Below are 23,954 nucleotides of genomic sequence, written 5' to 3' on the forward strand. Positions count from 1 at the left end.
GTATCAGACGGGGGTACAGATAATAGAAACACAAGTGAGAATGGCAAGAAAACAAGAAGAATCAAACACGACCGGCAAGAGTAGAAATCGTCGGTCCTCCTCCAAGAACGGCAAGCAGGGGTCAGGCAGGTCCCGGGGCGAGTCCCGCAACCGCCGCAACGGCGCCATCGCCCGCGGCAAGGGCACTCAGGCCGAGCAGCGTCTGGTGGCGCCCCCCAAGTACCGCAAGGGTTCCATGCGCATCGTCCCGCTGGGTGGCCTGGGTGAGATCGGTCGGAACATGAATGTGATCGAGTACAACGGCCACATCCTGCTCATCGACTGCGGCGTGCTCTTCCCAGAGGAGGAACAGCCGGGCGTGGACCTGATCCTGCCCGACTTCAGCTACATCAAGGACAAGCTGGACCAGGTGGATGCCCTGGTGCTGACCCACGGGCATGAGGACCATATCGGCGGCGTGCCCTACCTGCTCAAGCTGCGTCCGGATATCCCTCTGATTGGCTCCAAGCTGACCCTAGGGTTCGTCGACGCCAAGTGCGAGGAGCACCATCTCAAGCCCACCGAGGTTGAGGTCAAGGGCCGCGACAAGCTCAAGGTGGGCCTCTTCAACCTGGAGTTTGTGGCGGTCACCCACTCCATTCCTGACGCCCTGGCTGTCTCGGTGCGTACCCCGGCTGGTCATATCATCGACACCGGCGACATGAAGATCGACCCGCTGCCTTTGGACCATCGCCTTACCGACCTGCGCGAGTTCGCCAAGCTGGGCGAGTCCGGCGTGGATCTGCTCATGGTGGACTCCACCAACGCCGAGGTTCCCGGCTTCGTCAAGCCCGAGATCTCCATTGCTCCTGCCTTGGACAAGGCCTTTGCCGAGGCCCAGCGCAAGATCATCGTGGCCTCCTTCTCTAGCCATGTCCACCGGGTGCAGCAGGTGGTCGATGCCGCCCATAAGTTCGGCCGCAAGGTGGTCTTCGCCGGCCGGTCCATGGTCCGCAACATGTCCATTGCCTCCGACCTGGGCTACCTCCACCTGCCCGAAGACACCGTGGTCGACCTCAAGGATGCCCACAGCATCCCCGACGAGAAGATCGTTTACATGTGCACCGGATCCCAGGGCGAGCCCATGGCGGCTCTGGGCCGCATCGCCGACGGGACCCACCGCGACATCACCATCAACGAATTCGATACGGTCATCCTGGCCAGCTCGCTGATTCCCGGCAACGAGCACGAGGTCTACAAGGTCATAAACAAGCTGGTGCGGTTGGGGGCCAAGGTGGTCAACCGCGACAACGCGGCCATCCATGTTTCCGGCCACTCAGACGAGGGCGAACTGCTGCACTTCTACAACATCGTGCAGCCCAAGTGCGCCATGCCCATCCACGGCGAGAACCGGCACTTGGTGGCCAACGGTCTGATTGCCGTCAAGACCGGCGTGGATCCGCAGAACGTGGTCCTGGCCGAGGACGGCGACGTGGTGGATCTCTACCATGGCCAGGCCGCCGTCGTCGGGTCCGTGCCCTGCGGATACGTCTATGTGGACGGCGACTCCGTGGGCCAGCTGACCGACGACGAGCTGGAGCAACGCCGGATTCTGGGCACCGAGGGCTTCGTCTCCGCCTTTGCCGTGGTCGACACCGAGACCAGCAAGGTCGTCTCCGGCCCCAAGCTCTATCTGAACGCTGTGGCCGAGGACGAGAGCGAATTCAAGTCCATCAACACCCAGATAGTCGATCAGCTTGAGGATGCTATGGCCAAGGGAACCACAGGCACTTACCAGCTGCAGCAGATGATGCGCCGCACTCTGGGCGGATGGATCTCCCGCAAGTTGCACCGCAGGCCCATGATCGTGCCCGTAGTGGCAGACATCGCCACCGACGTGCAACCGCAGGATTGATTGTCACTGCCTGCATGCTGATTCCAAAGGCTCCGGCCGCCCAGATGGACGGCCGGAGCCTTTGGTGTTATCAGTAGGCATCAGCGCTTACATGCTCACGATGATCTTGACGTGGTTTTCCGCGTCCTCACGCAGCGGACGGAAGCCCTTGTCCACGATATCTTCGACTCTGATCCGGTCGGTGATGAAGGTGGACAGGTCGATGTTCCGGTCATGGATCAGCTTGATGGCGTCGGCATGATCGTTGGCGTATCCCATGGATCCCGACATCAGCTTCTCGCCGAAGCCCATCTCCATGGTCACGTTCAAGTTGATGGGCTTGACGTGGATGGCCACGACGACCAGGCTGCCTTGGGCCTTGAGCGCCGACAGAAGCTGGTGGACCACCGGTTCCGCGCCGGCTGCGTCGAAGGCCACATCGGCGCCACGGCCGTCAGTCTCGGCATTGACCCGCTCCAGCAGATCCTCCTTGCTGGGGTCGATGACCAGGTCAGCGGCACCGGACTGCAGGGCCTTGTCCTTGCGGGCCTGGGAGAGCTCGGACATGATGACCTTGAGTCCCTTGGCCTTGAGCACGGTTCCAAGCAGCAGGCCGACTGGCCCCGCCCCGCCGACCAGGGCGGTCTGCCCGGGCTCAGTGTGGATCAGACGCACGGCGTGGTAGGCCACTGAGAAGGGTTCGATCAGGGCTGCCTGATCCAGGGGCAGATCGCCCACAGGGAAGACACGCTCGGCGGCCACCACCATGTGTTCGCTCATGCCGCCGCCCCAGCCGTTGATGCCGATGAAGCCCAGCTTGGAGCAGTCGTTGTAGTTGCCGGCCTTGCAGGCCGGGCATTCTCCGCAGGCCATTTCGGCCTCGACTACCACGGAGTCGCCCACCTTCATGTCGGTGTGCACGTCATCGGCGATTGCCTCGATTGTGCCCGAGATTTCATGGCCAAAGACCACCGGCAGGGTCTCCCCGGAAAGAGGGTGCGGGGTGTTTTTGGAGTTGCCGCCGTTTTGTTCGCCGTCGTAGTAGAGGTGAAGGTCGGAACCGCAGATGCCGGTGAAGGCGGGATGGATCTTGATGGTTCCCGGTTTGAGCTCAGGCTCGGGCACGTCCTCCAGACGTACATCTTCCTTGCCGTAGTACATAAGTGCTTTCATGGCGTAAACCCTTTCTGACGTGCATGCCGGTACGGTATGGACGGAGTTGACAACCCAGCTTCCCGTCCTCGCGAATGGGTGGCGCCCCTTCTTTGGGGACCATCCCATCTATATACTAACGCGTATATGCAGCTGGCATAAGAGGGCTTTCGGCCAGGACCTCACCGTCCTGGCCGAAGTCGAAGTCGCCCAGCCAGTGTCCGAACCTGCTGGGCCCCTTGCCGCACCAGACCACACAGGCGCTGCGGTCAGCCTGTCCGCTCAGCAGGCGGTTGGCGGTTCCGGTCACCCTGTCGTTGCCCAGGCGGTAATCCAGGAACTTGCCGTCCCCGTAGTGGCTGGTCACCCGCTGACGCTGCTCCTGGTCAAGCACCCGCCAGGGGTCGGCGGCGCAGAAGACCCTGGCGGGCAGGTCCTGCTCCGCCGCCTGGATCAGTGCCAGACCTCCGCCCAAGCTATGTCCGGTAAAGAGGACCCCGCGCACGGCTCCCGCCTTGCGTCGGGCCAGGTCAAGTGCCTGCTGAGCCAGGATGCCTGCCTGCTGCGTCTGTCCTGGCTCCCCGTTCAGCGGCGGCAGGAAGCAGGTCAGCGCGGCATGGATGTCGTGCCGGGGGTCGTCGCGCAGATTGGTGCCTGCATAGACTACGGCCATATGGGCATAGTCCGGACCGCCATCCAGGTCCTGGGCGGCGATCATGCCCTCGAAGCCGTTCTCAGGGCAGTAGCGGGAGCGCAGCACCCAGTAGATGCCCAGAGCTGGATCCTCGAACCAGTGCAGGCCCGGCCGGGTCTTGACGTCCCCTCTGCCGATCCCATAAGAGTATTGGCAGAGCATGTTGAGCTGATGCGTGGTGAATCCGGTCCGAACCTGCATGGCGCCTCCTCTCTGCCCGGCTGGTAAGCCATCGGCCTTGATCAACCGCCTGGATGCGTGGTTATTCCCGTCCGGACTGCGCCGTAAGGAAAGAGGCGAATCGTCCTTCTGGCCCGTCGGCGGGTGTCCGCATTAGACTTGGAATGCCATATCCGTACAGGACCTATGCTGATGCCGGTGGGGGCACCGGCATCCATGCGTGAAAGGAAATTATGCCCGGAGCCAATCTGACTCGTGTGGAAGCCGAAGAACGAGCCCTCGTCGTGTCCAATGTCAGCTATAAGGTCAATCTGGACCTGACCAAGGGGCCTGCCACTTTCCCTTCCACGGCCTTGATCGATTTTGATGCCCGGCCTGGGGAGTCCACCTTTGTTGATCTGATAGCCGACCAGGTCAGCCTGATCGAGCTGAACGGCCGGCGTCTGGATCCGGCCCTGGCCTTCCGGGATGACCGGATAGAGCTCGACGACCTGATGGGGCATAACCAGCTTCGGGTGGAGGCCCTATGCCGTTATTCGCGCACTGGGGAGGGGCTGCACCGCAGTGTGGACCCTTCGGATGGCAACGTCTACCTCTACTCCCAGTTCGAGGTGCCCGACGCGCGCAGAGTCTATGCCGTCTTCGACCAGCCGGACATCAAAGCCGTCTTCGACTTCACTGTGGATGCTCCGGCATCCTGGACGGTTCTTTCCAATATGCCTCCCGCCTCCCACCAGGACCTGGACAGCCGAACCGCCGAAGGGACCCTGGAGGGCGGCCGCGCCGAGGACGCGACCCGCTGGACCTTCCAGACGACCCCGGTCATGAGTTCCTATCTGACCGCCTTCGCCGCCGGGCCCTACGCACGATGGACCAGCGAGTATCGGAACGAGGACGGACGGACCATCCCCATGGGCCTGTACTGCCGGCAGGCGCTGAAGGACTCCCTGGCCGGTGATGCCGAATACCTCTTCGACATCACCAAGAAAGGCTTCGCCTTCTATGCCAAGACCTGGGACCTGCCCTTCCCCTGGGCCAAGTATGACCAGATCTTCGTGCCAGAATACAATGCAGGCGCCATGGAGAACATCGGCCTGGTCACTTTCCGCGACTCCTACGTCTTCGAGTCCAAGGCCACTGGGGCGCAGATCAACCGCCGCGTGGAGACTGTCCTGCACGAACTGGCCCACATGTGGTTCGGCGACCTGGTGACCATGAAGTGGTGGAATGATCTGTGGCTGAATGAATCCTTCGCCGAGTTCATGTCGACCCTGGCCACTGCCGAGGCCACCGAGTGGACCGACGACTGGGCTACCTTCTGCTCAGGCGAAAAGAGCTGGGCTCTGACCGAGGATCAGCTGCCCACCACCCATCCGGTGGTGGCCCCCATCCGCGACCTGCACGACACCGAGGTCAACTTCGACGGAATCACCTACGCCAAGGGCGGTTCCGTGTTGAAGCAGCTGGTCGCCTATGTGGGCCGTGAGCGCTTCTTCCAGGGCATTCACAACTATCTGACGGCTCATGCCCATGGCAACGCCACACTGAAGGATCTGCTGACCGAGCTGGAGAAGACCAGCGGCCGCGACCTGGGCAGCTGGTCCCGGCTCTGGCTTGAAGAGGCCGGCATCACCACCCTGACCTGCCAGGTGCAGACCGATGAGCAGGGGGCCATCACCGCCATGAGGATTGATCAGACTGCTCCCGAGGAGCATCCGGTCCTGCGTCCGCACCGACTGGCCGTGGGCTTCTACGACGAAGACAAGTCCGGCAAGGTGGTGCGCACGGACCAGTTCGAGCTGGACCTGGACGGCCAAGGAGCTGAGGTGCCCCAGGTCGTCGGCAGGAAGCGTCCGGCATTGGTCATGATCAACGACGACGATCTTACCTACGCCAAGCTGCGTCTGGACCGGGACTCCCTGGAGTATGCTGCGCAGAACCTGTACCGGATCGAGGACCGTCTGGCCCGGGCCGTGGTCTGGCTCAGCCTATGGGACATGACCCGGGACGCGCAATTCCCTGCCGAACGCTTCATCAGCCTGAGCCTGAAGGCCTTGGCCACTGAGCACCAATCCACCACCTTCCGCTACGCCCTGTCCCAGATCTCCACGGCCGCCCACCATTTCACCGCATCCCGTCGTCGCCAACCCATGCTGCAGCTGGTGGCAGGAACGCTCTGGGACCTTGCCGTGAAGGCCCAGCCCGGTTCGGACGAGCAGTTCCAATTGGTCCGCGCTTACCTGGGCTACGGGGACGATACTGACTTCGAGGAACACGCCCGTGGGCTGCTGAGCGGCGACCTGAAGCTGGAGGGGCTGACCGTCGACAACAACACCCGTTGGCTGATCATCCACGCCCTGTCCGCCCACGATCTGCTGGCTGACGGGGAGATCGACCGGGAGCTGGCCGCGCGAGACACTACTGAAAATCGTGAGTTCGCCATGGGCTCCCGGGCTGCCTGTCCGACGGTCGAGGCCAAGGCCTGGGCCTGGGGTCAGGCCCTGCATAACGAGGATCTGACCAACTCACAGATTGAGGCCCTGGCAGACGGCTTCTCCGGCTCGGGGGACCAGGAGCTCTTTGCGCCTTACGTGGACCGCTTCTTCGCTGCCGTGGACCAGGTCTGGGCCCAGAAAACCTTCCATATCGCGGAGACTCTGCTCAACCCGCTGTCGGCAGGCGGGCTCTACCCGTCCAAGGCCGACCCGGCCGCCCTGGTCAAGGCGGGCGATGCCTGGCTGGCCGACCATGCCGAGGCTCCCAAGGCCCTGCGGGGAATGATCATCCAGAATACGGAGTCATCCAGGCGCATCCTCAAGGTTCGCGAATACAACGAGCGGCTGCGCTAGCACCCTGCCCGCCCCGCCCCGAGTGGCGACGGGTCAGGGGCGGGTCCATAATGAACCTGTCGCCTGCATGCAGGATGGTACGTGAGGATCGGCGGGGCCTTCAGTGGCCTGGCAGCCGGGTTCGGAGGAGAGCAATGCCCAGATTATTCGGTACCGATGGTGTACGTGGTTTGGCCAATAAAGACTTAACTGCACAGCTGGCCCTGGATCTAGGCGATGCCGCGGTCCGGGTCCTGGGTCGTGGCGCGGATCGGTCCGCTGGCCGTCGACGTGCGCTGATCGGCCGCGACACACGGGTCTCCGGCGATTTTCTGGCCTCGGCCCTGGCCGCCGGCATGTCATCGGGCGGCTTCGACGTGATCGACGTGGGCATCATCCCCACTCCAGGCATCGCCTACCTGACCAGCGTGCTCAACGTAGAGATGGGGGCAGTCATCTCCGCCTCCCACAACCCCATGCCCGACAACGGTATCAAGTTCTTCGCCCGGGGCGGGTTCAAGCTCCAGGATTCCAAGGAGGACGACATCGAATCGGTCCTGGGCCAGGACTGGGAGCGTCCAGTGGGCGAGGGCGTGGGCCGCGTCTCCCATGACACGGTCACCGCCACCAACATGTACATCGACCACCTGGTGGAGGCTGTGGCCCCTGTCGCCCCCGACAAGACCCAGCCCAAGCCCTTGGACGGTCTGCGGATCGTGGCCGACTGCGCCAACGGGGCGACTTCGGTGGTAGCTCCCGAGGCTCTGCGCCGGGCTGGGGCGGATGTGGTGGTCATCAACGCCTCTCCCGATGGCTACAACATCAATAAGCATGCCGGATCCACCCATCCCGAGCAGCTGCAGGCCATGGTCAAGGCCTCGGACGCGGTCATGGGCGTGGCTTTTGACGGGGATGCCGATCGTTGCCTGGCTGTGGACGAAGAGGGACACATGGTCAACGGTGACCAGATCATGGGTATTCTGGCCCGCGCTAAGCAGCGTGAGGGCAAGCTGGCCAACGACACCCTGGTGGTCACCGTCATGAGCAACCTGGGACTCAAGCTGGCCCTGAAGCAGATGGGCATCGTCACCGTTCAGACGGCCGTGGGCGACCGTTACGTTCTTGAAGAGATGCTGCGCGGCGGCTACACCCTGGGCGGCGAGCAGTCCGGGCATGTCATCAACAGGGAGTTCGCTACCACGGGCGACGGGACCCTGACAGCCCTGACCTTGGCCAAGGAGGTTGTGCGTTCGGGCAAGAGTCTCAAGGAGCTGGCCGCCGACTTCCCACAGCTGCCCCAGCGGCTGATCAACGTGTCCGGGGTGGACAAGAACGCAGCCCGCACCAATGCCAAGGTCCAGGACGCGGTCGAGGCGGAGGAGCGGATGCTGGGGAGCACTGGCCGGGTCCTGCTGCGGCCTTCGGGAACCGAGCCCCTGGTCAGGGTCATGGTAGAGGCGGCCACCCAGGAGCAGGCCGACCAGGTCTGCCAGCGGCTGGCGGGAGTCGTGGCCGACGAGCTGGCCATCTGATTCGACGACCCAGGAAAGGCGGAATCGTTCATGTTCGGCAGGAAAACGGCCTTCGATGCCGATCTCAATCACCGGGTGGAGTCCATGCTGGGCGAGGCTGGCAGGGAAGAGCTCCTGCCCATCGTGCAGATGGGCGAGCCAGTCCTGCGTCAGCAGGCCCGGCCCTACAAGGGTCAGCTGGCAGCCAAGACGCTGAACAGGCTGCTCAAGGCCATGCGTGCCACCATGCTTGAGGCTCCGGGCGTGGGTCTGGCAGCACCCCAGGTGGGCTTGGGCCTGGCCATCGCAGTCATCGAAGATCATGTCCATGACGATGAGGACGACCCCCGCCAGATTGACGAACTGCCCTTCAGGGTCATTATCAACCCTTCCTATGAGCCTATCGGGCAGGAGACGGCCGCCTTCTACGAGGGATGCCTGTCCCTGGAAGGATTCCAGGCGGTTCGGCGGCGCTGGCTGGACATCACGGCCAGCTGGGAGGACCGTTCAGGGCGTAAGCACCGCCAGCGCATGCACGGCTGGCCGGCCCGCATCTTCCAGCACGAGACCGACCATCTGTCCGGCGAAGTCTACATCGACAAGGCTGAGATTCGCAGCCTGTCTTCCGATGAGAACCTGAGCGAGTACTGGGCCTACGACCCGGTTCCCACCGATGCGGCACGGGAGTTGGGATTCACCCTCTGAGCCGTTTTGACTCTCTGATCCAGGGCCATGCCCTCAGTCAGCTCCGGCCCGTCCCCTTTCAGGGGCGCCACTGGGTGCATGATCAGCGCCTCGGAGGCATGGCGGCCAGACTCTGCAGCCAGGGGCAGGATTGCTCTGCCATCTACGTTTGGGTCCAGCCAGGAGTCCAGGGTCGCATCAGTGATCAGCAAGGGCATCCGATCGTGCACCCGGGATGCCTCTGGCGTGGCTTGTGTCGTCAGGATGGTGGCCGTCAGCAGCCAGGGTTGGCCTGGCTGAGCCCTCCACCAGGAGTAAAGGCCGGCGATGCTCAGGGTATGGCCGTCGGGAGCCTGAAAGTAGTAGGGTCGGTGGTCGGATGTCCACTCGTAGTAGCCGCTGGCCGGAATGATGGCCCTGTGACTCCTGGCAGAGTCCGAGTAGGTCCGTTTGGTCAGGGCGCTCTCCACCCGGGCATTGTGGGTAGGATAGGCCATTTGGCTGCTGTCCGACCAGGAGGGGACCAGATTCCAGCGGGCCGGATGCAGGTGCCGCTGTCCACGTCGGTCCTGGGCCACCAGGGCGATGGCCGACCCGGGGCTGATGTTCCAGGAGGGCCTGGGCAGCCCCGGAGCCTGCCGGGCACCATAGATTTCGGCCAGTTTGGAGTAGTCCAGGTCAGCTGCGAATCGTCCGCACATGGACCCCATTCTATGGATGTTCTGAGCCCCAGTCGAGGAAACGCCGCTAGCCTTTCCCCGGACTGGCTTGAATGGCCATTGCCGTCTCCTCCCTGCTATTATGAGAATGGTCTGTGGCAGCGGTGCATGCATTGAGGACCGCCGTGGCCGCAGCAGAGTATCCAACGATGTATTTTTGCCCTGCCTGGCATGAAACCGGCGGCGGCATTGTGATTAGGAGATGGTTTATGCCTCAGAAGATCAAAGCGTCGATTGCCTATGGAATCGGCAAGGGGTTTGCCCAGCCCGAAGAGATTATCATTGACGATCCCATCGGCGCGGAGGTCCTGGTGGATGTGCAGGCCTCCGGCCTATGCCATTCGGATCTGCATCTGGTAGAGGATGATGACAAGTTCTTCCCCTTCCCGGCTGTGATCGGCCACGAGATCGCCGGCATCGTCGAGGCCGTGGGCCCCGAAGTGTCCGGCATCAAGGTGGGTGATCATGTGGTGGCCTCCCTGGAGCAGGTCTGCGGCCATTGCGCCAACTGCCTCAAGGGTCAGCCCCAGTCCTGCACTCAGCAGCAGGAGTGCGTGCGCGGCGAAGGCGAGAAGCCCCGTCTGTCCTTCCCTGACGGCCGGCCCATCACCCAGGCCTTCGGCACCGGCGGTTTCGCCGAGAAGGCCCTGATTCACGAGAACCAGCTGGCTGTGGTCAACAACCAGGTCAAGTGGGATGAGGCCGCCTGCATCGGCTGCGCCACCATCACCGGAGCCGGCGCGGCCATCAACACCGCCCATGTGCGTCCCGGCGACACCGTGGCCGTCATCGGCACCGGCGGCATCGGCCTGAACATCATCTCAGGAGCCCGAATCTGCGGGGCCAAGCGGATCATCGCCATCGACCTGCTGGACAACAAGCTGGAATTCGCCCGCAAGTTCGGTGCGACCGATGTCATCAACTCCAAGAACGAGGATCCTGTGGCCAAGGTGCGCGAGCTGACTGACGGCGGCGTGGATCAGGCCTTTGAGGCCATCGGCCTGCCCGTCACCATGAAGCAGGCTTGGGACATGCTGGGCGTGGGCGGCACCGCCTATCCGATCGGCCTGACCAAGCCGGATGCCACGGTCTCCCTGGAGATCAACCCGGCCGATCTGCTGGTCCACCAGCGCGGTTTCAAGGGCGTGTGGATGGGCTCCACCAACATCAAGCATGACATCCCCATGTATGCGGACTTTGCTGTGGATGGACGGCTGAACATGCATGACATCGTCAGCCAGGACATCAAGCTGAGCCAGATCAATGAGGCCTACAAGCAGCTGGTCAACGGCGAAGTCATCCGTTCGGTCATCACCGAATTCGACTGATCTCCTTCAACTGGCGGCATGGCTGCTGAAGGTCATGCCGAGCAGGGGCCCTGACAGGGGTTCCGACTGCAGGGGTTCCGGGTGCTCAAGGCATCCGGAACCCCCTTTGCTGTTCAGCTGATCCGAACTGGATTAGGACAGGAGCCTACCGATGTTCTCGGCCGCTGCTGATAGGTTGTCGGCGGCCTTGGCCATGGCATCCTCAAGGCTGACGGCCCCGGGGCTGATGCTGAAGATGGCGTCGATGCCCACCTTGTAGAGCTCTTCGGTCCCGGCGCCCACGTTGCCGGCCAGGGCGATGACCTTGCAGCCGGGGGAGGACTCCTTGACGGCTTGGGCTGTGCCCATGGGGGTTTTGCCGAAACCGGTCTGGAAGTCGATGCCGCCCTCGCCGGTGAAGCAGAGGTCGGCGCCGCAGGCCAGCTCCTTAAGACGGGTGGTCTCCACCACGATGTTGACGCCCGAGGCCATGACGGCCGGAGTGAAGGCCAGGAACCCTGCGCCTAGACCACCGGCGGCCCCTGCGCCCGGCTTGGTCTCCACCTCCCGATGCAGGTCCTTGCGAATGACGGCTGCATAGTGGGCCAGCGCTGCATCCAGGGTGGCCACCATGGATGGGTCTGCACCCTTTTGCGGGCCGAATACGGCCGATGCTCCTTCGGGGCCTGTCAGGGGGTTGGTCACATCCGAGGCCAGACGAATGCGGGTGCGGGCCAGCCGGGAATCCAGCCCGGAGACGTCGATTCGGTCCAGCCGGGCCAGCGCCGCTCCACCCTGGGTCAGCTCATGCCCTTGGGCGTCCAGAAGCCGGGCACCCAGGGCCTGGGCCATGCCGGCGCCACCGTCGTTGGTGGCCGATCCGCCCAGGCCGACGATGATTTCCTGTGCTCCCTGGTCCAGGGCCTTGCTGATCAGCTCGCCCGTGCCGTAAGTGGTGGCGGTCAGCGGGTCGCGGGTCTGTTCGTTGACGAACTGGATGCCGCTGGCCGCAGCCATCTCGATGGCGGCTGTCCGTCCGTCGCCCAGAATGCCGTAGCTGGCGTTCACGGTCTGCCCCAAGGGTCCGGTGACCTGGGCCTGGATCATATGGCCTCCGGTGGCATCGACCAGGGACTGGACCGTGCCCTCGCCGCCGTCGGCCATGGGCACCAGGACCATTTCGGCCTTGAGGGGGCTGCGTCGCAATCCGCGTTCGATGGCTTTTGCAGCCTCCTTGGCGGTCAGGCTGCCCTTGAAGGAGTCGGGCGCAATGATGATTTTCATGGTTGTTGCCTTTCCTGACTCGTCATTTCAGAAGACCAGATAGACCAGCATGGCCACCAGGGTCATGGTCAGGCCTACCAGGAACTCAAAGGGGACCACCTTCATCCGCTCGCCCAAGGTCATGTTGATGGACTTGGCAGTGACGTGGAAGTAGTTGCCGTGGGGCAGCTGGTCAATGACCGTGGCGCCTGCCTGCATGGTGACGGCTGCAGCCACCCCCGAGGTGCCGAAGGCCAGGATGGACTTGCCGAAGGAGCTGCTGCCCAGAATGACGCCCGTGGAGGTGGAGGCCGTGGCTGCGGCCATGAGGACGCCGGCGATGGGGGCCAGCATGGATCCGGGCACGCCCATGGCGTGGATGAGGCTGACGATCTGCTTGGGCAGGTCGGAGCTGGTGATCAGTCCGCCCAAGGCCCCGGCTCCGATCAGGATAAGGACCACATCAACCATGCGCTGCAGGCCGGCGCTGGTGTATGTGAGGATTTTGCCGCCCTGTCCCATGGCCAGCAGACCCAGGAGGGATGCCAGGGGCAGGATGTACATGGCATCCACCTGGAACCGCTCCAGCAGGCCGATATGCAGAATAGAGCCCACGGGATTGAGCAGAAGCAGAACCACAGCAGTGATAGGGGCCACCAGGGAGCGTCCCAAGGAGGGCAGATCCTTGTCCTTGGAGGCTTTAGCTGCATCATCGCCCAGGTCGTCCATGGTGACGATACGCCCGCGATGCTGCATGATGGTGGCCAGCAGGACGGCCATGGCCAGTCCGCATAGTGCCGGGATGAAACTGCCGATCATGACTGCCGAGGGCTGTATGTGGAACCCTGAGGCCACCGCGATCGTGTTGGGATTGGGGGAGATGATGTTGCCGGCCTTGCCGCCCCCGGACAGGGCGATCAGCAGGGCCAGCTTGGAGATCCTGAGCCGACTGCCAACCTCGATGGCGATGGGCGCCACGATCAGGACGGCCACGGGGATGAAGACTCCGACGGCGCAGATGATCATGGTGGCCAGGGCCAGGGAGAGGATGGCCATGCGCTCGCCCAAGCCGTCTACTATGGCTCGGGCTATCCGGTTGGCAGCGCCGGACTCCATCATGACTCCCGCCAGCACGCCGGCAGCCAGGACCCGGATAACCGTGCCCATGACGCTCTGGGATCCGGCTACCACGATGTTGACGGTCTGCCCTAGGGAGGCGCCGCCGATCAGGCAGCCCAGGATTGCTCCCAGCATGAGTGCATAGGTGGTGTTGAGCTTCTTGAGAATGAGGATGATGGCCAGGGCCAGGCCCAGCAGGGCGGCCCACCATGACAGGGTAATGTCCATGTCGGTTCCTTTGATCCGTAACCTGTGCCAGGGACCAGGGCCGGCACCGTCGTAGCTGCCGGGCCAGTCCAGTAACGATCCCATTCTTTTCTCGCTTTTAGTGTGGCTCTGTTATGGACTTTTTGCCAGGGCACCCATACTCGAAAAGCGATGGGTGACGATGGCAAAAATGGTTCATGTACCATGTCCGTAAGGAGGCGCCATGACCATAGACCCTGCGACGGCGCAGACAATCGTCGATAATCTCAAGGATGTAACCGAGTACAATATCAACTTTTTCGACACCGAGGGAGCCATGGTGGCCAGCACTGATGCTTCGCGCATAGGCAGCTTCCATGACGCGGCCCGTCAGGCGGCCGTTGACTGCCAAACCGTTGCCGTGGATCGTCGCCATCCTTATCAGGGCGCCCGTGACGGGGTCAACGTGCCGGTGGTGCTCAATGACGCTGTGGTGGCGGTCATCGGCATCACCGGCCCAGTGAACAAGGTTGGCGCTCTGGGCGGGATCATCGAGCGTATGACCGAGCTCATGCTCTGCGCCAACATGGAGCAGATTGACAGATTCAACCGGCGGATCATGACCAGCAACTTGGTCAACCTACTGACTCTGGAGCACAAGGACGACGAATTGATGAACGCCCTGGCCCTGGCCCTCGACCTGGATCTGTCGGGTCCACGACGGGCTCTGGTCGGCCGGACGCCAGGTATCCGGCTGGAAAGGCTCAACCAGGATAGGCTCTACGAGAGGCTCTGCAAGACCTGTCTGTCCTTCGGGGTTCCCCTTTTCGCTGTGAGCCCAAAGGTCTTTCGCATCTATGCGCCGCAGATGGGGGATGCTGAGCTTGATGAGTTCGTGGCTGCGCTGCGTCAGGCTCTCGGTCGGGCAGTCGGCTCCAAGGTGGTGCTAGGCGCGGGGATGATCCAAGCGGATCCGGGCCAGTACTGGCACAGCTACCGGCAGGCCTGCATCGCCGCGCGCTGGGCCGGATTCACCGACGATGACCAGCGGTATCGGTACGAGCAGATGGGCGCGGGTCTGCTCATCACCTCACTGCCCGCCGAGCAGTGTCAGACCTTTGTGGATCAGGTCTTTGCGGGCCTCCCTCCGGATCGTGTCGATTGGTTCGAGAGGGTCTTCAGCGCCTACATCCGGCACAACGGCAGCATCACCCACGCCGCCCAGGAGCTTTTCATCCACAAGAACACCATGCAGAACCGACTGGATGCCCTGGCCAGAGAGACAGGCTACAATCCCCGCCGCCTAAGCGATTATCCCGACCTGGCCATGGCCTTCGAACTGCGCAAATACCTGGCCTACAAGGATATCCCCGATGAACGCGCCGAGTTGGGTGAGCATCCTGAGACCGCCGACCATCCTAGGGAAACGAGCTAGAACAAATAAGGCCGAACCAGGCCGGGCTAGACTCCGTGTCCTATTTTTGCGCCGTCTGACTACCGGCGGAAAGCTGGTTCAGTTCGGCCCGGACCTTCTGAAGCTTGGCAAAGGCTGTGTTGCGGGCCTGGGTGGTCCGGGCCCGGCCATGGTCCCCGGCCAGCTTGGCCTCCTGGGTCTTGAGCAGGTCGATGCGCTCGCGGACGGCGAGTCGGCTGTCCAGATCCGTGCCGTCAGTCTGGTCCAGGGTCACCTGGGCGCACAGGCTGTCCCAGAGCTGATCCATATCGTCGCCCACCAGGGTCAGACTGGTCTGATCGGCAGGGCGGGGCCTGCCTAGGTGGAGCGTATGCCTGGTCTCATGACCGGCCTTGGTAGGCAGGGCCCGGCGGACGGCCGGCGTGCAGACGAGTCCCTCTTCACCTTGGTGAATGGTGATAAAAACCATGCCTGAGGAGCGCATGGCGGCGATGTGCTCCAACACGTCCTCCGGCACATCGGGGGTCTTCAGCCCGACGGCCATGACCAGCACCTCATGGCAGTGTGCGCCATCCGTCACAGGAACAGTCCCGGGCCGCAGCAGGGCCAGCATGACGATCTTGTCGATGCTGGTGGAGAAGTGCTGACGCAGCCGTGAGGAGACGGGAGGTCGCGTGGTGAAGGCCCTTATGGGCAGTTCGCTCTTGGCTGCTGGAATGGCGGTGGCGGGCGGCAGGCCCAGGGATAGCGCGGATACGCCTTCGTAGGTTGCGATTGTCATCCTTGGCCTTTCTGTCTCTGTTTCCATTATTCTACCGGCAGGAGCGCGACCAGTAGCATGAATGTCCGTTTGACGGCATGACATGACTTGTTGTCTATCAGGCAAACGTTTTTATGAGTGTTGCTACTTGTCGCATAGATCGTCGCTGTTCGTCTGTAACGTTGCTTGATCGATCTGGAGATGCCCCCTTCGGTATTGCCGGGGTGTGATCCCGTATTCACGAGTGAAGGATCGTGTGAAACTGGTCAGATTGGGGAATCCAGCATCGGCGGCAATATTTGTTATGGGGCCACTGGACCGATCCATATTGGCTCTTGCGTCGTCCAGTCTCAATTTGGTCAGATAAGACTTGAAGGTGGAGCCAGTGGTCTTTCGGAATAGACGGCTGAAGTGCTCTCTGCTGTAGCCAAAGTAGGCGGCCGCAGTCCGCTCGGTCAGATTCTCGGTGTGGTGATTGGCTAGATAGCCGAGAATCTGCCTGGTGACATTGCGCCCTGATCTGATTGATTCCGGCGGCCGCACGCCGATGGTGAATCTGGTGTACAGCAGGTGCAGCAATTGATAAAGCGTTGCATTCAGCAGAAATGCCGAAGCCGTGTTCTGATATTCATACAGGCTGCCGATGCTGATCATCAGCTGGTCCAGATTCTTCCGGTCTTGCATGTTGGCATGGGGACTGGAGAGCGAGAAAAGAAACCTGTCGGCAAAGGGGTAAATCCGACCTACGACTTCATTGTTGAAGGTGACTGAGATGATCTTAACCAAACCTTTGCTGTGGCTGACGGTGCGGCCCTGGTGCATCTTATACGGGCTGATCAGCAGGTTATCGTTGTCCCTGAGCATATAGTGCTGGTCTTCGACCTGGAAGGAGCCGCCACCATGGATGGTGTGAATCACTTCCAGACCCTGGTGCCAATGAGCGCTAACCAATTCGTCATTGTCATAATGAACGATGACCAGGCCTGGATAGCCCTCGGGATAAATGTCCTCTTCCAAGAAGTCGGGGCTGATCACTGTGTTGTATTGATGGGCTTCCTTTGGATTTTGCAGCATTGAACATCTCCTTTCCGAGGAAAGCAGTCTGTACATTATTTCATTTCACCTGGCAGACAGGTCACAAAATGTCGTATCCGGGTCACCGATTGACATTCTCAGACCCTCGGGTATGTATAGCTTTGTGGTAACGATGTGTCATGCTACAAAGGAGTGACCGTGTCACAAAAAAACAATCAGTCGTCATCGTCTGGTGATGTGACGGAAGTTCTTGATCCGTCTGTGCGACGCCGCATCATCCTGGTCTGTCTGGCAGGGGCAACAGGAGGATTGCTGTTCGGCTACGACACTTCAGTGATCAACGGGGCCGTGGATTCCATTGCCGGCACAAAAGCAGGTTTTGGCCTTAACAGCTTCATGAGCGGCATTTCGGTATCGGCTGCCCTGTTGGGCTGCGTGATCGGTGCCTGGTTCGCTGGCAAACTGGCTGACCGATTTGGGCGAGTAAAGATCATGCTTTCGGCGGCTTTACTCTTTGTGGTCAGTTCAATAGGGTCGGCCTTCGCTCCGGAAATATGGAGTTTCCTACTCTTCCGCATCATCGGCGGCATTGGCGTGGGCTTTGCTTCTGTGGTCGGACCGGCCTATATTGCCGAGGTTTCGCCCACGAAAATGCGTGGATTCCTGACCAGTTTCCAGCAGTTTGCGGTGGGCATCGGCATGCTGGCCTCCGTTATAGTCAACAATGTGCTGGCCAAAAGTTCAGGTGGAGCTGACCAGGCTTTGTGGTTTTCCTTGCCCACCTGGCGGTGGATGCTGTTGATGATGTTGGTCCCTGCTCTGATCATGCTGATTGTCTGCTTTAAGTTGCCCGAGTCGCCCAGGTACTTGGTCATGAAAGGACGTGACCAGGAGGCTGCCACCCTGCTCAGGCAACTCAATGGCACCCGGGATCCACAGGCAAAAGTGGCTCAGATAAGGCTTTCGGTCGGCAATGAGACCAGTCCACGGCTGTCTGATCTGCGCGGACGCACCTTCGGCCTGAAAAAGGTGGTCTGGATAGCTATTGCTGTGGCGCTGTTCCAACAGTTCAACGGGGTCAACATCATTCTTTACTATGATTCCAGCCTTTGGCGATCGCTCGGTTTTTCTGAGCAGCAAGCGTTGAACATTTCGGTTATTCGTGCGGTGGTCGCTTTCGTCCCCATGATCATTTCCATGGCGTTGATTGACAGGATCGGCCGGAAAAAGCTTCTGGCCTTCGGTTCTGCTGGCATGGCCGTCTTCCTTCTTCTCGCTACCTTCGGCTTCTACCATGCCCAGGTCACCGCCACGGGGTTGTCCTTGAAGGGTGTGTGGGCGCCGCTCACTCTGGTAGCGGTCTACCTCTTCTACTTCACATTCTGCGGCACATGGGGGCCGGCCATGTGGGTGGTCATCGGTGAGATCTTCCCCAACAATATCCGTGCCATGGGCGTGGCCGTAGCAACCGCTTTCAACTGGATCGGGAATTTTTTGGTGTCCACCTCCTTCCCTTGGCTGCGGGATGGGATCGGCACCGGCAACGTATATTTGCTGTATACCGTCTTCGCGGCGCTGAGCCTCCTGTTCGTTCTGAAGGTTCTGCCAGAGACCAACGGCGTAGAGCTGGAAGATATGAGGGCTGAATGATGAGCAACGATTCAGAGATGACTGTAACCGACGAGGAACGTGAACTCCTGGAGGGTTGGACCGAAGTTGACGGGGACCTGGATGGCTGCAGTGCCGATATAGTCCAGGCCGTTCTGGGCTCCCGGCTGACTTTCGGGCGCATGGATGCTCTCCGCTCCCGTCACTGGCAGGTGCCCGAGGGAGTGGACTGCCTCAACGACATCGCTTATGTGGACGATGGTCTGCGGGCCCACAAGCTGGATCTTTACCTTCCTCATGATGCCCTGCTGCGCAACGGCAAGGTGACCCCGGTCTACATCGACATCCACGGCGGCGGGTTCATGTACGGCTACAAGGAGCTCAACCGGAACTTCTGCACCCACCTGGCCCAGCGCGGCTTTGCGGTTTTCTCAGTCAACTACCGACTGGTCCCGAGCACGGACTTCATGGGCCAGCTGGGTGATATGCTGACGGCTCTGACCTGGATAAAGAACCACCTGGACGCGTATCCGGTTTCGCCTGATCGGATCTTTCTGACGGGAGATTCGGCCGGAGGCACGCTGGCCCTCTATACGCTGGCAGTGGAGTCCGATGACCAATTCGCGCAGAGGCTGGGGCTGAAACCTGCCGGTCTGCGGCCTCGGGGCGCTGCCTTCGTCTCAGGGCTTTTCGATCTGACTCCTTACTTATCGGCGGATCTGGAAGACTTCCATCCAACTGGTTCGCCCACCGATGACCTGGCAATCGTTGCTCCATCCTTCTTTAGAAGCTTCATGCATGCTGGGGGCGACCAGGTGGCCGACCTGACGACCTTGGTCGACATGGTTCACCTGCCGCCGGTCTTCCTGAACACTAGCGCCGACGATTTTCTGCAGGGTGACGCTCTGAAGCTGGCCGAGATTCTGTGCAGGAAGGGCCGCGACTTCGAGCTGCAGGACCCGAGACCCAACCGCCTGCAGACCCTGGGACACGTCTATCCAGTGGCCATGACCTGGCTGGTGGAGAGCCGGCAGGCCCTGGACCAGATCCACGATTTTTCTTACGACCTGATTTGAGCCCTTTGCGCGCCCGGTTCATCCGGTCGTTGACTATGATGGGAGGGGAAAAGATGGGCATCGATGGCGTAAGGCCCCCGGTACCTGCACCGCCGCTTACAGAGGAGTGATTCATGGACGAGAAGACCTTGGTAGAGAAGCTGAGCAACCTGGAGACCATCGACCAGCTAGTGGACCTGGCCAAGCAGATCGGCAAGCCCCTGTCCTACAACGATGCGGACCAGCTCTTTGGCAAGATAAACCAGTGCAAGAACGATGTCGCGGAGCTGGGTGGCGACACTATTGCCAAGCTGGCCAAGCAGGTCTTCGGCATCTGAAGCATCAGGCCCATTGAGGGCGGGCCGGCATCCGGCTTCGCCCTCTTTTCATGCACGGGCTCGGGCCTCCTGCTCGATTTGGGCTAGGCTTTTGCCCCTGGTCTCGGGCACCATGACCCAGGCGAAAACCAAGGCGCATACATTGATGAGGGCGAAGAGCAGGTAGGCGCCGGTGCCGCCCAGCCGGGCCAGCAGAGTGGGGAAGACCAGGGAGAGTCCGAAGTTGGTCAGGTTCATGGCCACGTTGGCGTAGCCCATGCCGCGGCTCTTGACCTCCTGAGGGAAGATCTCGGACAGGAGCAGCCAGGTGACCGGGGCTACCAGGCCCTGGACGAAAACCACGTAGATCATCATCATGCCGATCATGATCCCGGCGGCCGTTCGTGACTCGGAGCCGGGGGCGCCGACGAACCGGTAGCAGACCCCGATGGCGGCGAGAAAGACGATGGTGCCTGCAAGTCCCGCGGCCAGTATGGCGCGGCGGTCGAATCGGTCAATCAGCCCCAGTCCTCCGATGGTGGCCGCTATGGCGGAGACCAGGATGACGGGCACAGTGGCGACCATGGACAGGGAGGGGTCGAAGCCAAGGGTATCGGTGAAGATGGTCGGCGCGTAGTAGTTGACTATATTCAGCCCGGTCAGCTGATTGATCATAGCCACGCCGATGCCCACGATCAGCACCCGCCGGAGCCAGGGGGCCTTGAAGCTGGCGGTTGTCGCACTCTTGGGCTGTGAAAGCTCCTGCATGGTCTCCCGGGCCTCTTTTTCGTCGCGTGTAGCCTCAAGGAAGGCCGCCGCCTGGTCCTGTTCGCCTCGGCGGATCAGGTGGGCCGGACTGTCATGAAGGAAGCATGCCAGCAAAGCCAGCAGGACGGCTGGTGGCACTACTGCCCAGAGCATGGTCCGCCAGTCGGCGCCCATCCGGTTCATGATGGCGTTGACGCTGACCGCCAGCAGCTGCCAAACCACGATCATGACCGAGTTGACCGAAACCACCCGTCCGCGTTCAACCGTGCCGACCATATCGGCCAGGTAGATGGGCACGATGGTCGAAGTCATGCCTATGCCGACCCCGATGACCAACCTCCCCAGCTCCAGCAGGGGCAGGCTGGGGGCCAGGGCGCTCAGCAGAGCTCCGGGGATGGCCAGCAGGGCGCCGGTCAGGATGATGAGTCTGGGACCCAAGCGGTCGTTGAGCCTGCCTGCCAGGTAGGATCCCAGCGCCGCCCCTATCAACAAAGCGGAGGTGACCATGCCCTGCTCGCCGGCCGTCAGGTGCCCGTCCGGACCCGAGCCTAGGTTCATGCCGACCAGCGTCCCGGAGATAACGGTCAGGGTGTAGCCGTAGAGGCCTCCGGCCAGCACGCCTAGCGAGGTCATCAGCTGCAGGTTGCGTCGACGTTCTTGGAGCGTGGTTGTGGATGCCTTCGTTTCCCTTGGAGCCATGGGTACCCCTTTCGCCAGCTCATCCGGGCAGAATCAGAGTCATCATAGGCACCTGGGGGAGCGGCTTGTGCGTCCGGCTTGTCATTATGGACAGTGCAATCAGCCAGAAGGCAGATGCCGGACTCGTCACCTGAGTTCTGGTTGCCGAAGCCATGAGCATCTGAGGATATTGTCCACGGCTAGTTCCTGTCATGAGCGGCGAAACAGCCCGGTCCAACCTATGGTAAACTCGTATGCGCGCCAAGAACGCCGTGGGTGCTTACGGCCATGGTTCTATACAGCCATGGCGACGAAAGGAAGCATTGCATGCGCAAGCTGATTCTCGATCTGGACACTGGTGTCGACGACACTCTGGCTATTTCCTACGCCCTGGGCAGCCCCGAAGTTGAGCTGATCGGCATAACGGGCACCTATGGCAACGTTCTGCTGGAGCAGGGCATCCGGAATGATCTGGCCATCACCGACTTGCTGGGACACCCGGAGGTCAAGGTCTATCCGGGTCTGCCCCACGCCTCCAAAGCCGACTCCTTCAAGGTGCTGCCTGTCTCCGTCTTCATTCACGGCGAGAACGGCATCGGCGACGCGGCCATCCCGGACTCGCACCGCGAGGCGGAGACGCAGTCGGCTGTAGACTTTATCATCGATTCAGTCAACACCTACGGCAAGGACCTAGTATACGTGCCCACAGGCCCCATGACCAACATCGCCGCCGCCCTGGCGAAGGAGCCCGATATAGCCCAGCGCATCGGCTCCATTGTGCTTATGGGCGGTGCTCTGACCGTGCCGGGGAATGTGGATGCCTGGCAGGAGGCCAACATCTCCCAGGATCCGGACGCGGCAGATGCGCTCTTCCGCTCCGGCGCGCCCGTGACCATGGTCGGTCTGGACGTGACCCTGCAGACTCTGCTCACCTACAAGGAGACCGCCCGCTGGCGGCAACTGGGCACTGCGGCAGGCACCTTCCTGGCGGATATGACCGACTTCTATATCAAGGCCTATGAGACCACCTCGCCCCACCTGGGAGGCTGTGGCCTGCACGATCCGCTGGCCGTGGGCGTGGCCGTGGATCCGACCCTGGTCACCACCCTGCCTATGAATATGAAGGTCGAGACCGAAGGGGCCACGCGCGGGCGCACCATCGGGGACGAGCAGCGGCTCAATGATCCGCACAAGACCATGCGTGTGGCCGTCGACGTAGATGTGCCCCGCTTCCTGAACGAGTTCATGACCCGCATCACCAGTCTGGCCTCCCAGACCGAGTGATGTCCGCCATCCCCGGCAAGTTCACGCAAGAGAAAGAGTATTGAAGACATTATGTCCGAAGAACAACCCACCGAGGATTCGACAGCCGTACGATCATTGATCCTGCTGCTGATCACCTTTGTCCTGGGCACCTTGTGCCTGCAGGGCTTCAACCTGGTATTCCAGCAAGTCGGCAAGGATGCGGGCGCACCTGATCAGGCCTCGCTGATCACGGCCCTGCCCAGCATCGTCCTGGGCATCGTCTGCTTCATCTACGGTTCCTTGGGCGACTTCGTCTCCCTGCGCAAGCTGGTCACCTTTGGCTTGTGCATATTGTTCGTGGGGTCCGTGTACGGGTATGTGGCCAACACGATTATGGCCCCCAACATCTGGAATGTGATTGCGGCCCGGCTGCTGCAGACCGCCGGGGAGCAGGTGGCCGGCTCGGCCTACCTGGTCGTGGCGACCAAATATCTCAAGCCCTCGCTGAAAGTGATCTTCTTTGGCATCTTCACGGCAGGCTACCAGGTGTCTGCAGCCATCGGCATCTTCGCTGCTGGTCTGCTCAGCTCGCTGGCCTGGCAGTACCTGTTCCTTATTCCTGCGGTCACGATCCTCTTCCTGCCCGTTCTGCTCAAGAGCCTGCCCACCGGCGGTGGCAATGGCGAGAAGGTGGACTGGCTGGGCTTTGTCATTTTCGGCCTGGCAACGGCCTTGTTGACTCTTTTCTTCTCATATGCCGCCTGGTGGCTGCTGGTGGCCTCCGCGGTCTGCTACCTGATCTTCGGGCTGTATATCAGCCGGGCCCGCAGCCCTTTCATCACCCCGGCCTTCTTCCGCAACAAGCGCTGGTTGATGGGCATCGCCCTGATCCTGATCTTCTACTTCATGAACTACTGCATGTCGCCCATCTTCAACGCCATCGGGCGTGACGTCTACCGGGTGCCGACCTCCACGGTCTCCCTGCACGTGGTCTGGGCATTCCTGGTAGCCGCCGTGCTGGGCACCACCTCGGGTGCCATCGTGGACAAAATCGGTCGCAAAACAGCGATCATCATCGCTGCCTGCTTGATGATACTAGGCTTCGCCGGATCAGCCCTAGTGGTCAATTCCGGCCTTCTGGCTCTGACTCTGACTGCCTGCGTCTACTACGCCGGCGTCGGCCTCATGTACTCGCCTATTGTCTCCACCGTGCTTGACACCCTGCCACAGGAGCAGTCAGGCCGCGGCGTGGGCATGAACGACCTGGTCATGAATGTCACCGGCTCCATCGGCATCGCCATCATCGGCGGCCTGATGGGCAAGACCAGCCTGGAAGGCTTCAGCATCATGGGTGCCACCGGCCTGGCGGCCAACTACAGCAACCTGCTCCTGATCGGCGCTGCCGTAGCATTGCTTGGCCTGATCGTGTACTTGATCTGCAACAAGTTCATCTACGCCAAGCCTGACGACCAGCACTAGGTTCCCGAGAAAAGCATCGACCGCATGACCGCGATAAGAGGAATCGCCTTTCGCACGGTCAGGCGGTCGACCCATATAT

At 61.5% G+C, this 23,954-nt stretch carries 19 protein-coding genes; 11 read left to right on the forward strand and 8 right to left on the reverse strand.

Annotated elements, in window-relative coordinates; all coding sequences use genetic code 11:
- Positions 1–40 precede the first annotated feature (40 nt).
- Positions 41–1,894, forward strand: a complete 1,854-nt coding sequence (locus tag J3T92_RS08925; RefSeq protein ID WP_267401166.1) for a ribonuclease J — start codon at positions 41–43, stop codon at positions 1,892–1,894.
- Between the two features lie 87 nt (positions 1,895–1,981).
- On the opposite strand, the gene J3T92_RS08930 is transcribed toward J3T92_RS08925, so the two are convergent.
- Positions 1,982–3,046 (reverse strand): 2,3-butanediol dehydrogenase, encoded by a 1,065-nt coding sequence (locus J3T92_RS08930; RefSeq protein ID WP_220236953.1) that lies wholly within the window; start codon positions 3,044–3,046, stop codon positions 1,982–1,984.
- A gap of 115 nt (positions 3,047–3,161) precedes the next feature.
- Complete coding sequence (locus tag J3T92_RS08935) at positions 3,162–3,920, reverse strand: hypothetical protein (protein WP_267401167.1); 759 nt, start codon at positions 3,918–3,920, stop codon at positions 3,162–3,164.
- 212 nt (positions 3,921–4,132) lie between these two features.
- On the opposite strand from J3T92_RS08935, the gene pepN reads away from it, so the two are divergent.
- From pepN to J3T92_RS08950, 3 genes are all read left to right on the forward strand, one after another.
- Positions 4,133–6,748 carry an aminopeptidase N gene (pepN, locus tag J3T92_RS08940; protein ID WP_267401168.1) on the forward strand — a complete coding sequence of 872 codons (2,616 nt, stop codon included), beginning with the start codon at positions 4,133–4,135 and terminating at the stop codon, positions 6,746–6,748.
- 134 nt (positions 6,749–6,882) lie between these two features.
- Entirely contained in the window at positions 6,883–8,259 is a 1,377-nt protein-coding gene (glmM, locus tag J3T92_RS08945; protein ID WP_267401169.1) for a phosphoglucosamine mutase, read from the forward strand.
- 30 nt (positions 8,260–8,289) lie between these two features.
- The gene (locus J3T92_RS08950; RefSeq protein ID WP_267401170.1) at positions 8,290–8,943 is read left to right on the forward strand and encodes a peptide deformylase; all 654 of its coding nucleotides are present in this window, start codon (positions 8,290–8,292) and stop codon (positions 8,941–8,943) included.
- Here the strand turns inward: J3T92_RS08950 and J3T92_RS08955 are convergent.
- The gene (locus J3T92_RS08955) at positions 8,892–9,623 is read right to left on the reverse strand and encodes an SOS response-associated peptidase (protein WP_267401172.1); all 732 of its coding nucleotides are present in this window, start codon (positions 9,621–9,623) and stop codon (positions 8,892–8,894) included. The two genes, J3T92_RS08950 and J3T92_RS08955, sit on opposite strands and share 52 nt — an antisense overlap.
- A 227-nt stretch (positions 9,624–9,850) precedes the next feature.
- Here J3T92_RS08955 and J3T92_RS08960 point away from each other — a divergent pair, with 227 nt between their 5' ends.
- On the forward strand, positions 9,851–10,969 hold the full coding sequence (locus J3T92_RS08960; RefSeq protein ID WP_220236959.1) for a zinc-binding dehydrogenase: 1,119 nt from the start codon (positions 9,851–9,853) through the stop codon (positions 10,967–10,969).
- Between the two features lie 132 nt (positions 10,970–11,101).
- Here the strand turns inward: J3T92_RS08960 and J3T92_RS08965 are convergent, their stop codons facing one another.
- Positions 11,102–12,232: a glycerate kinase gene (locus tag J3T92_RS08965; protein WP_267401175.1), complete on the reverse strand. Its 1,131-nt coding sequence runs from the start codon at positions 12,230–12,232 to the stop codon at positions 11,102–11,104.
- Between the two features lie 27 nt (positions 12,233–12,259).
- On the reverse strand, positions 12,260–13,558 hold the full coding sequence (locus J3T92_RS08970) for a GntP family permease (protein ID WP_267401176.1): 1,299 nt from the start codon (positions 13,556–13,558) through the stop codon (positions 12,260–12,262).
- A 202-nt stretch (positions 13,559–13,760) separates the two neighbouring features.
- Between J3T92_RS08970 and J3T92_RS08975 the strand changes: the two genes are divergently transcribed.
- Positions 13,761–14,951 (forward strand): CdaR family transcriptional regulator, encoded by a 1,191-nt coding sequence (locus tag J3T92_RS08975; protein ID WP_267401177.1) that lies wholly within the window; start codon positions 13,761–13,763, stop codon positions 14,949–14,951.
- 40 nt (positions 14,952–14,991) lie between these two features.
- On the opposite strand, the gene J3T92_RS08980 is transcribed toward J3T92_RS08975, so the two are convergent.
- Positions 14,992–15,711, reverse strand: coding sequence for a DUF4391 domain-containing protein (locus J3T92_RS08980; protein WP_267401178.1), 720 nt, complete (start codon positions 15,709–15,711; stop codon positions 14,992–14,994).
- Positions 15,712–15,834: 123 nt separating this feature from the next.
- Complete coding sequence (locus J3T92_RS08985; protein ID WP_267401180.1) at positions 15,835–16,764, reverse strand: AraC family transcriptional regulator; 930 nt, start codon at positions 16,762–16,764, stop codon at positions 15,835–15,837.
- Between the two features lie 159 nt (positions 16,765–16,923).
- On the opposite strand from J3T92_RS08985, the gene J3T92_RS08990 reads away from it, so the two are divergent.
- From J3T92_RS08990 to J3T92_RS09000, 3 genes are all read left to right on the forward strand, one after another.
- Positions 16,924–18,375 (forward strand): sugar porter family MFS transporter, encoded by a 1,452-nt coding sequence (locus J3T92_RS08990; protein ID WP_267401182.1) that lies wholly within the window; start codon positions 16,924–16,926, stop codon positions 18,373–18,375.
- A 17-nt stretch (positions 18,376–18,392) separates the two neighbouring features.
- Positions 18,393–19,409 carry an alpha/beta hydrolase gene (locus J3T92_RS08995; protein ID WP_267401183.1) on the forward strand — a complete coding sequence of 339 codons (1,017 nt, stop codon included), beginning with the start codon at positions 18,393–18,395 and terminating at the stop codon, positions 19,407–19,409.
- Between the two features lie 113 nt (positions 19,410–19,522).
- On the forward strand, positions 19,523–19,726 hold the full coding sequence (locus J3T92_RS09000; protein WP_211120454.1) for a hypothetical protein: 204 nt from the start codon (positions 19,523–19,525) through the stop codon (positions 19,724–19,726).
- Positions 19,727–19,774: 48 nt separating this feature from the next.
- On the opposite strand, the gene J3T92_RS09005 is transcribed toward J3T92_RS09000, so the two are convergent.
- Positions 19,775–21,172, reverse strand: coding sequence for a sugar porter family MFS transporter (locus J3T92_RS09005; protein WP_267401185.1), 1,398 nt, complete (start codon positions 21,170–21,172; stop codon positions 19,775–19,777).
- Between the two features lie 306 nt (positions 21,173–21,478).
- Between J3T92_RS09005 and J3T92_RS09010 the strand changes: the two genes are divergently transcribed.
- Entirely contained in the window at positions 21,479–22,435 is a 957-nt protein-coding gene (locus tag J3T92_RS09010) for a nucleoside hydrolase (protein ID WP_267401186.1), read from the forward strand.
- 51 nt (positions 22,436–22,486) lie between these two features.
- Entirely contained in the window at positions 22,487–23,875 is a 1,389-nt protein-coding gene (locus J3T92_RS09015) for an MFS transporter (protein WP_267401187.1), read from the forward strand.
- Positions 23,876–23,954: the final 79 nt, after the last annotated feature.

Origin of the sequence: Bifidobacterium sp. B4081, from assembly GCF_026537335.1 — a bacterium.
Classification (GTDB): Bacteria; Actinomycetota; Actinomycetes; order Actinomycetales; family Bifidobacteriaceae; genus Bombiscardovia.

What these genes read in the sequence shown, in the direction of transcription:
- J3T92_RS08925 (WP_267401166.1), top strand. Translation starts at nt 41, where the DNA reads ATGGCAAGAAAACAAGAAGAATCAAACACGACCGGCAAGAGTAGAAAT.
- J3T92_RS08930 (WP_220236953.1), bottom strand. Translation starts at nt 3,046, where the DNA reads ATGAAAGCACTTATGTACTACGGCAAGGAAGATGTACGTCTGGAGGAC.
- J3T92_RS08935 (WP_267401167.1), bottom strand. Translation starts at nt 3,920, where the DNA reads ATGCAGGTTCGGACCGGATTCACCACGCATCAGCTCAACATGCTCTGC.
- pepN (WP_267401168.1), top strand. Translation starts at nt 4,133, where the DNA reads ATGCCCGGAGCCAATCTGACTCGTGTGGAAGCCGAAGAACGAGCCCTC.
- glmM (WP_267401169.1), top strand. Translation starts at nt 6,883, where the DNA reads ATGCCCAGATTATTCGGTACCGATGGTGTACGTGGTTTGGCCAATAAA.
- J3T92_RS08950 (WP_267401170.1), top strand. Translation starts at nt 8,290, where the DNA reads ATGTTCGGCAGGAAAACGGCCTTCGATGCCGATCTCAATCACCGGGTG.
- J3T92_RS08955 (WP_267401172.1), bottom strand. Translation starts at nt 9,623, where the DNA reads ATGTGCGGACGATTCGCAGCTGACCTGGACTACTCCAAACTGGCCGAA.
- J3T92_RS08960 (WP_220236959.1), top strand. Translation starts at nt 9,851, where the DNA reads ATGCCTCAGAAGATCAAAGCGTCGATTGCCTATGGAATCGGCAAGGGG.
- J3T92_RS08965 (WP_267401175.1), bottom strand. Translation starts at nt 12,232, where the DNA reads ATGAAAATCATCATTGCGCCCGACTCCTTCAAGGGCAGCCTGACCGCC.
- J3T92_RS08970 (WP_267401176.1), bottom strand. Translation starts at nt 13,558, where the DNA reads ATGGACATTACCCTGTCATGGTGGGCCGCCCTGCTGGGCCTGGCCCTG.
- J3T92_RS08975 (WP_267401177.1), top strand. Translation starts at nt 13,761, where the DNA reads ATGACCATAGACCCTGCGACGGCGCAGACAATCGTCGATAATCTCAAG.
- J3T92_RS08980 (WP_267401178.1), bottom strand. Translation starts at nt 15,711, where the DNA reads ATGACAATCGCAACCTACGAAGGCGTATCCGCGCTATCCCTGGGCCTG.
- J3T92_RS08985 (WP_267401180.1), bottom strand. Translation starts at nt 16,764, where the DNA reads ATGCTGCAAAATCCAAAGGAAGCCCATCAATACAACACAGTGATCAGC.
- J3T92_RS08995 (WP_267401183.1), top strand. Translation starts at nt 18,393, where the DNA reads ATGACTGTAACCGACGAGGAACGTGAACTCCTGGAGGGTTGGACCGAA.
- J3T92_RS09000 (WP_211120454.1), top strand. Translation starts at nt 19,523, where the DNA reads ATGGACGAGAAGACCTTGGTAGAGAAGCTGAGCAACCTGGAGACCATC.
- J3T92_RS09005 (WP_267401185.1), bottom strand. Translation starts at nt 21,172, where the DNA reads ATGGCTCCAAGGGAAACGAAGGCATCCACAACCACGCTCCAAGAACGT.
- J3T92_RS09010 (WP_267401186.1), top strand. Translation starts at nt 21,479, where the DNA reads ATGCGCAAGCTGATTCTCGATCTGGACACTGGTGTCGACGACACTCTG.
- J3T92_RS09015 (WP_267401187.1), top strand. Translation starts at nt 22,487, where the DNA reads ATGTCCGAAGAACAACCCACCGAGGATTCGACAGCCGTACGATCATTG.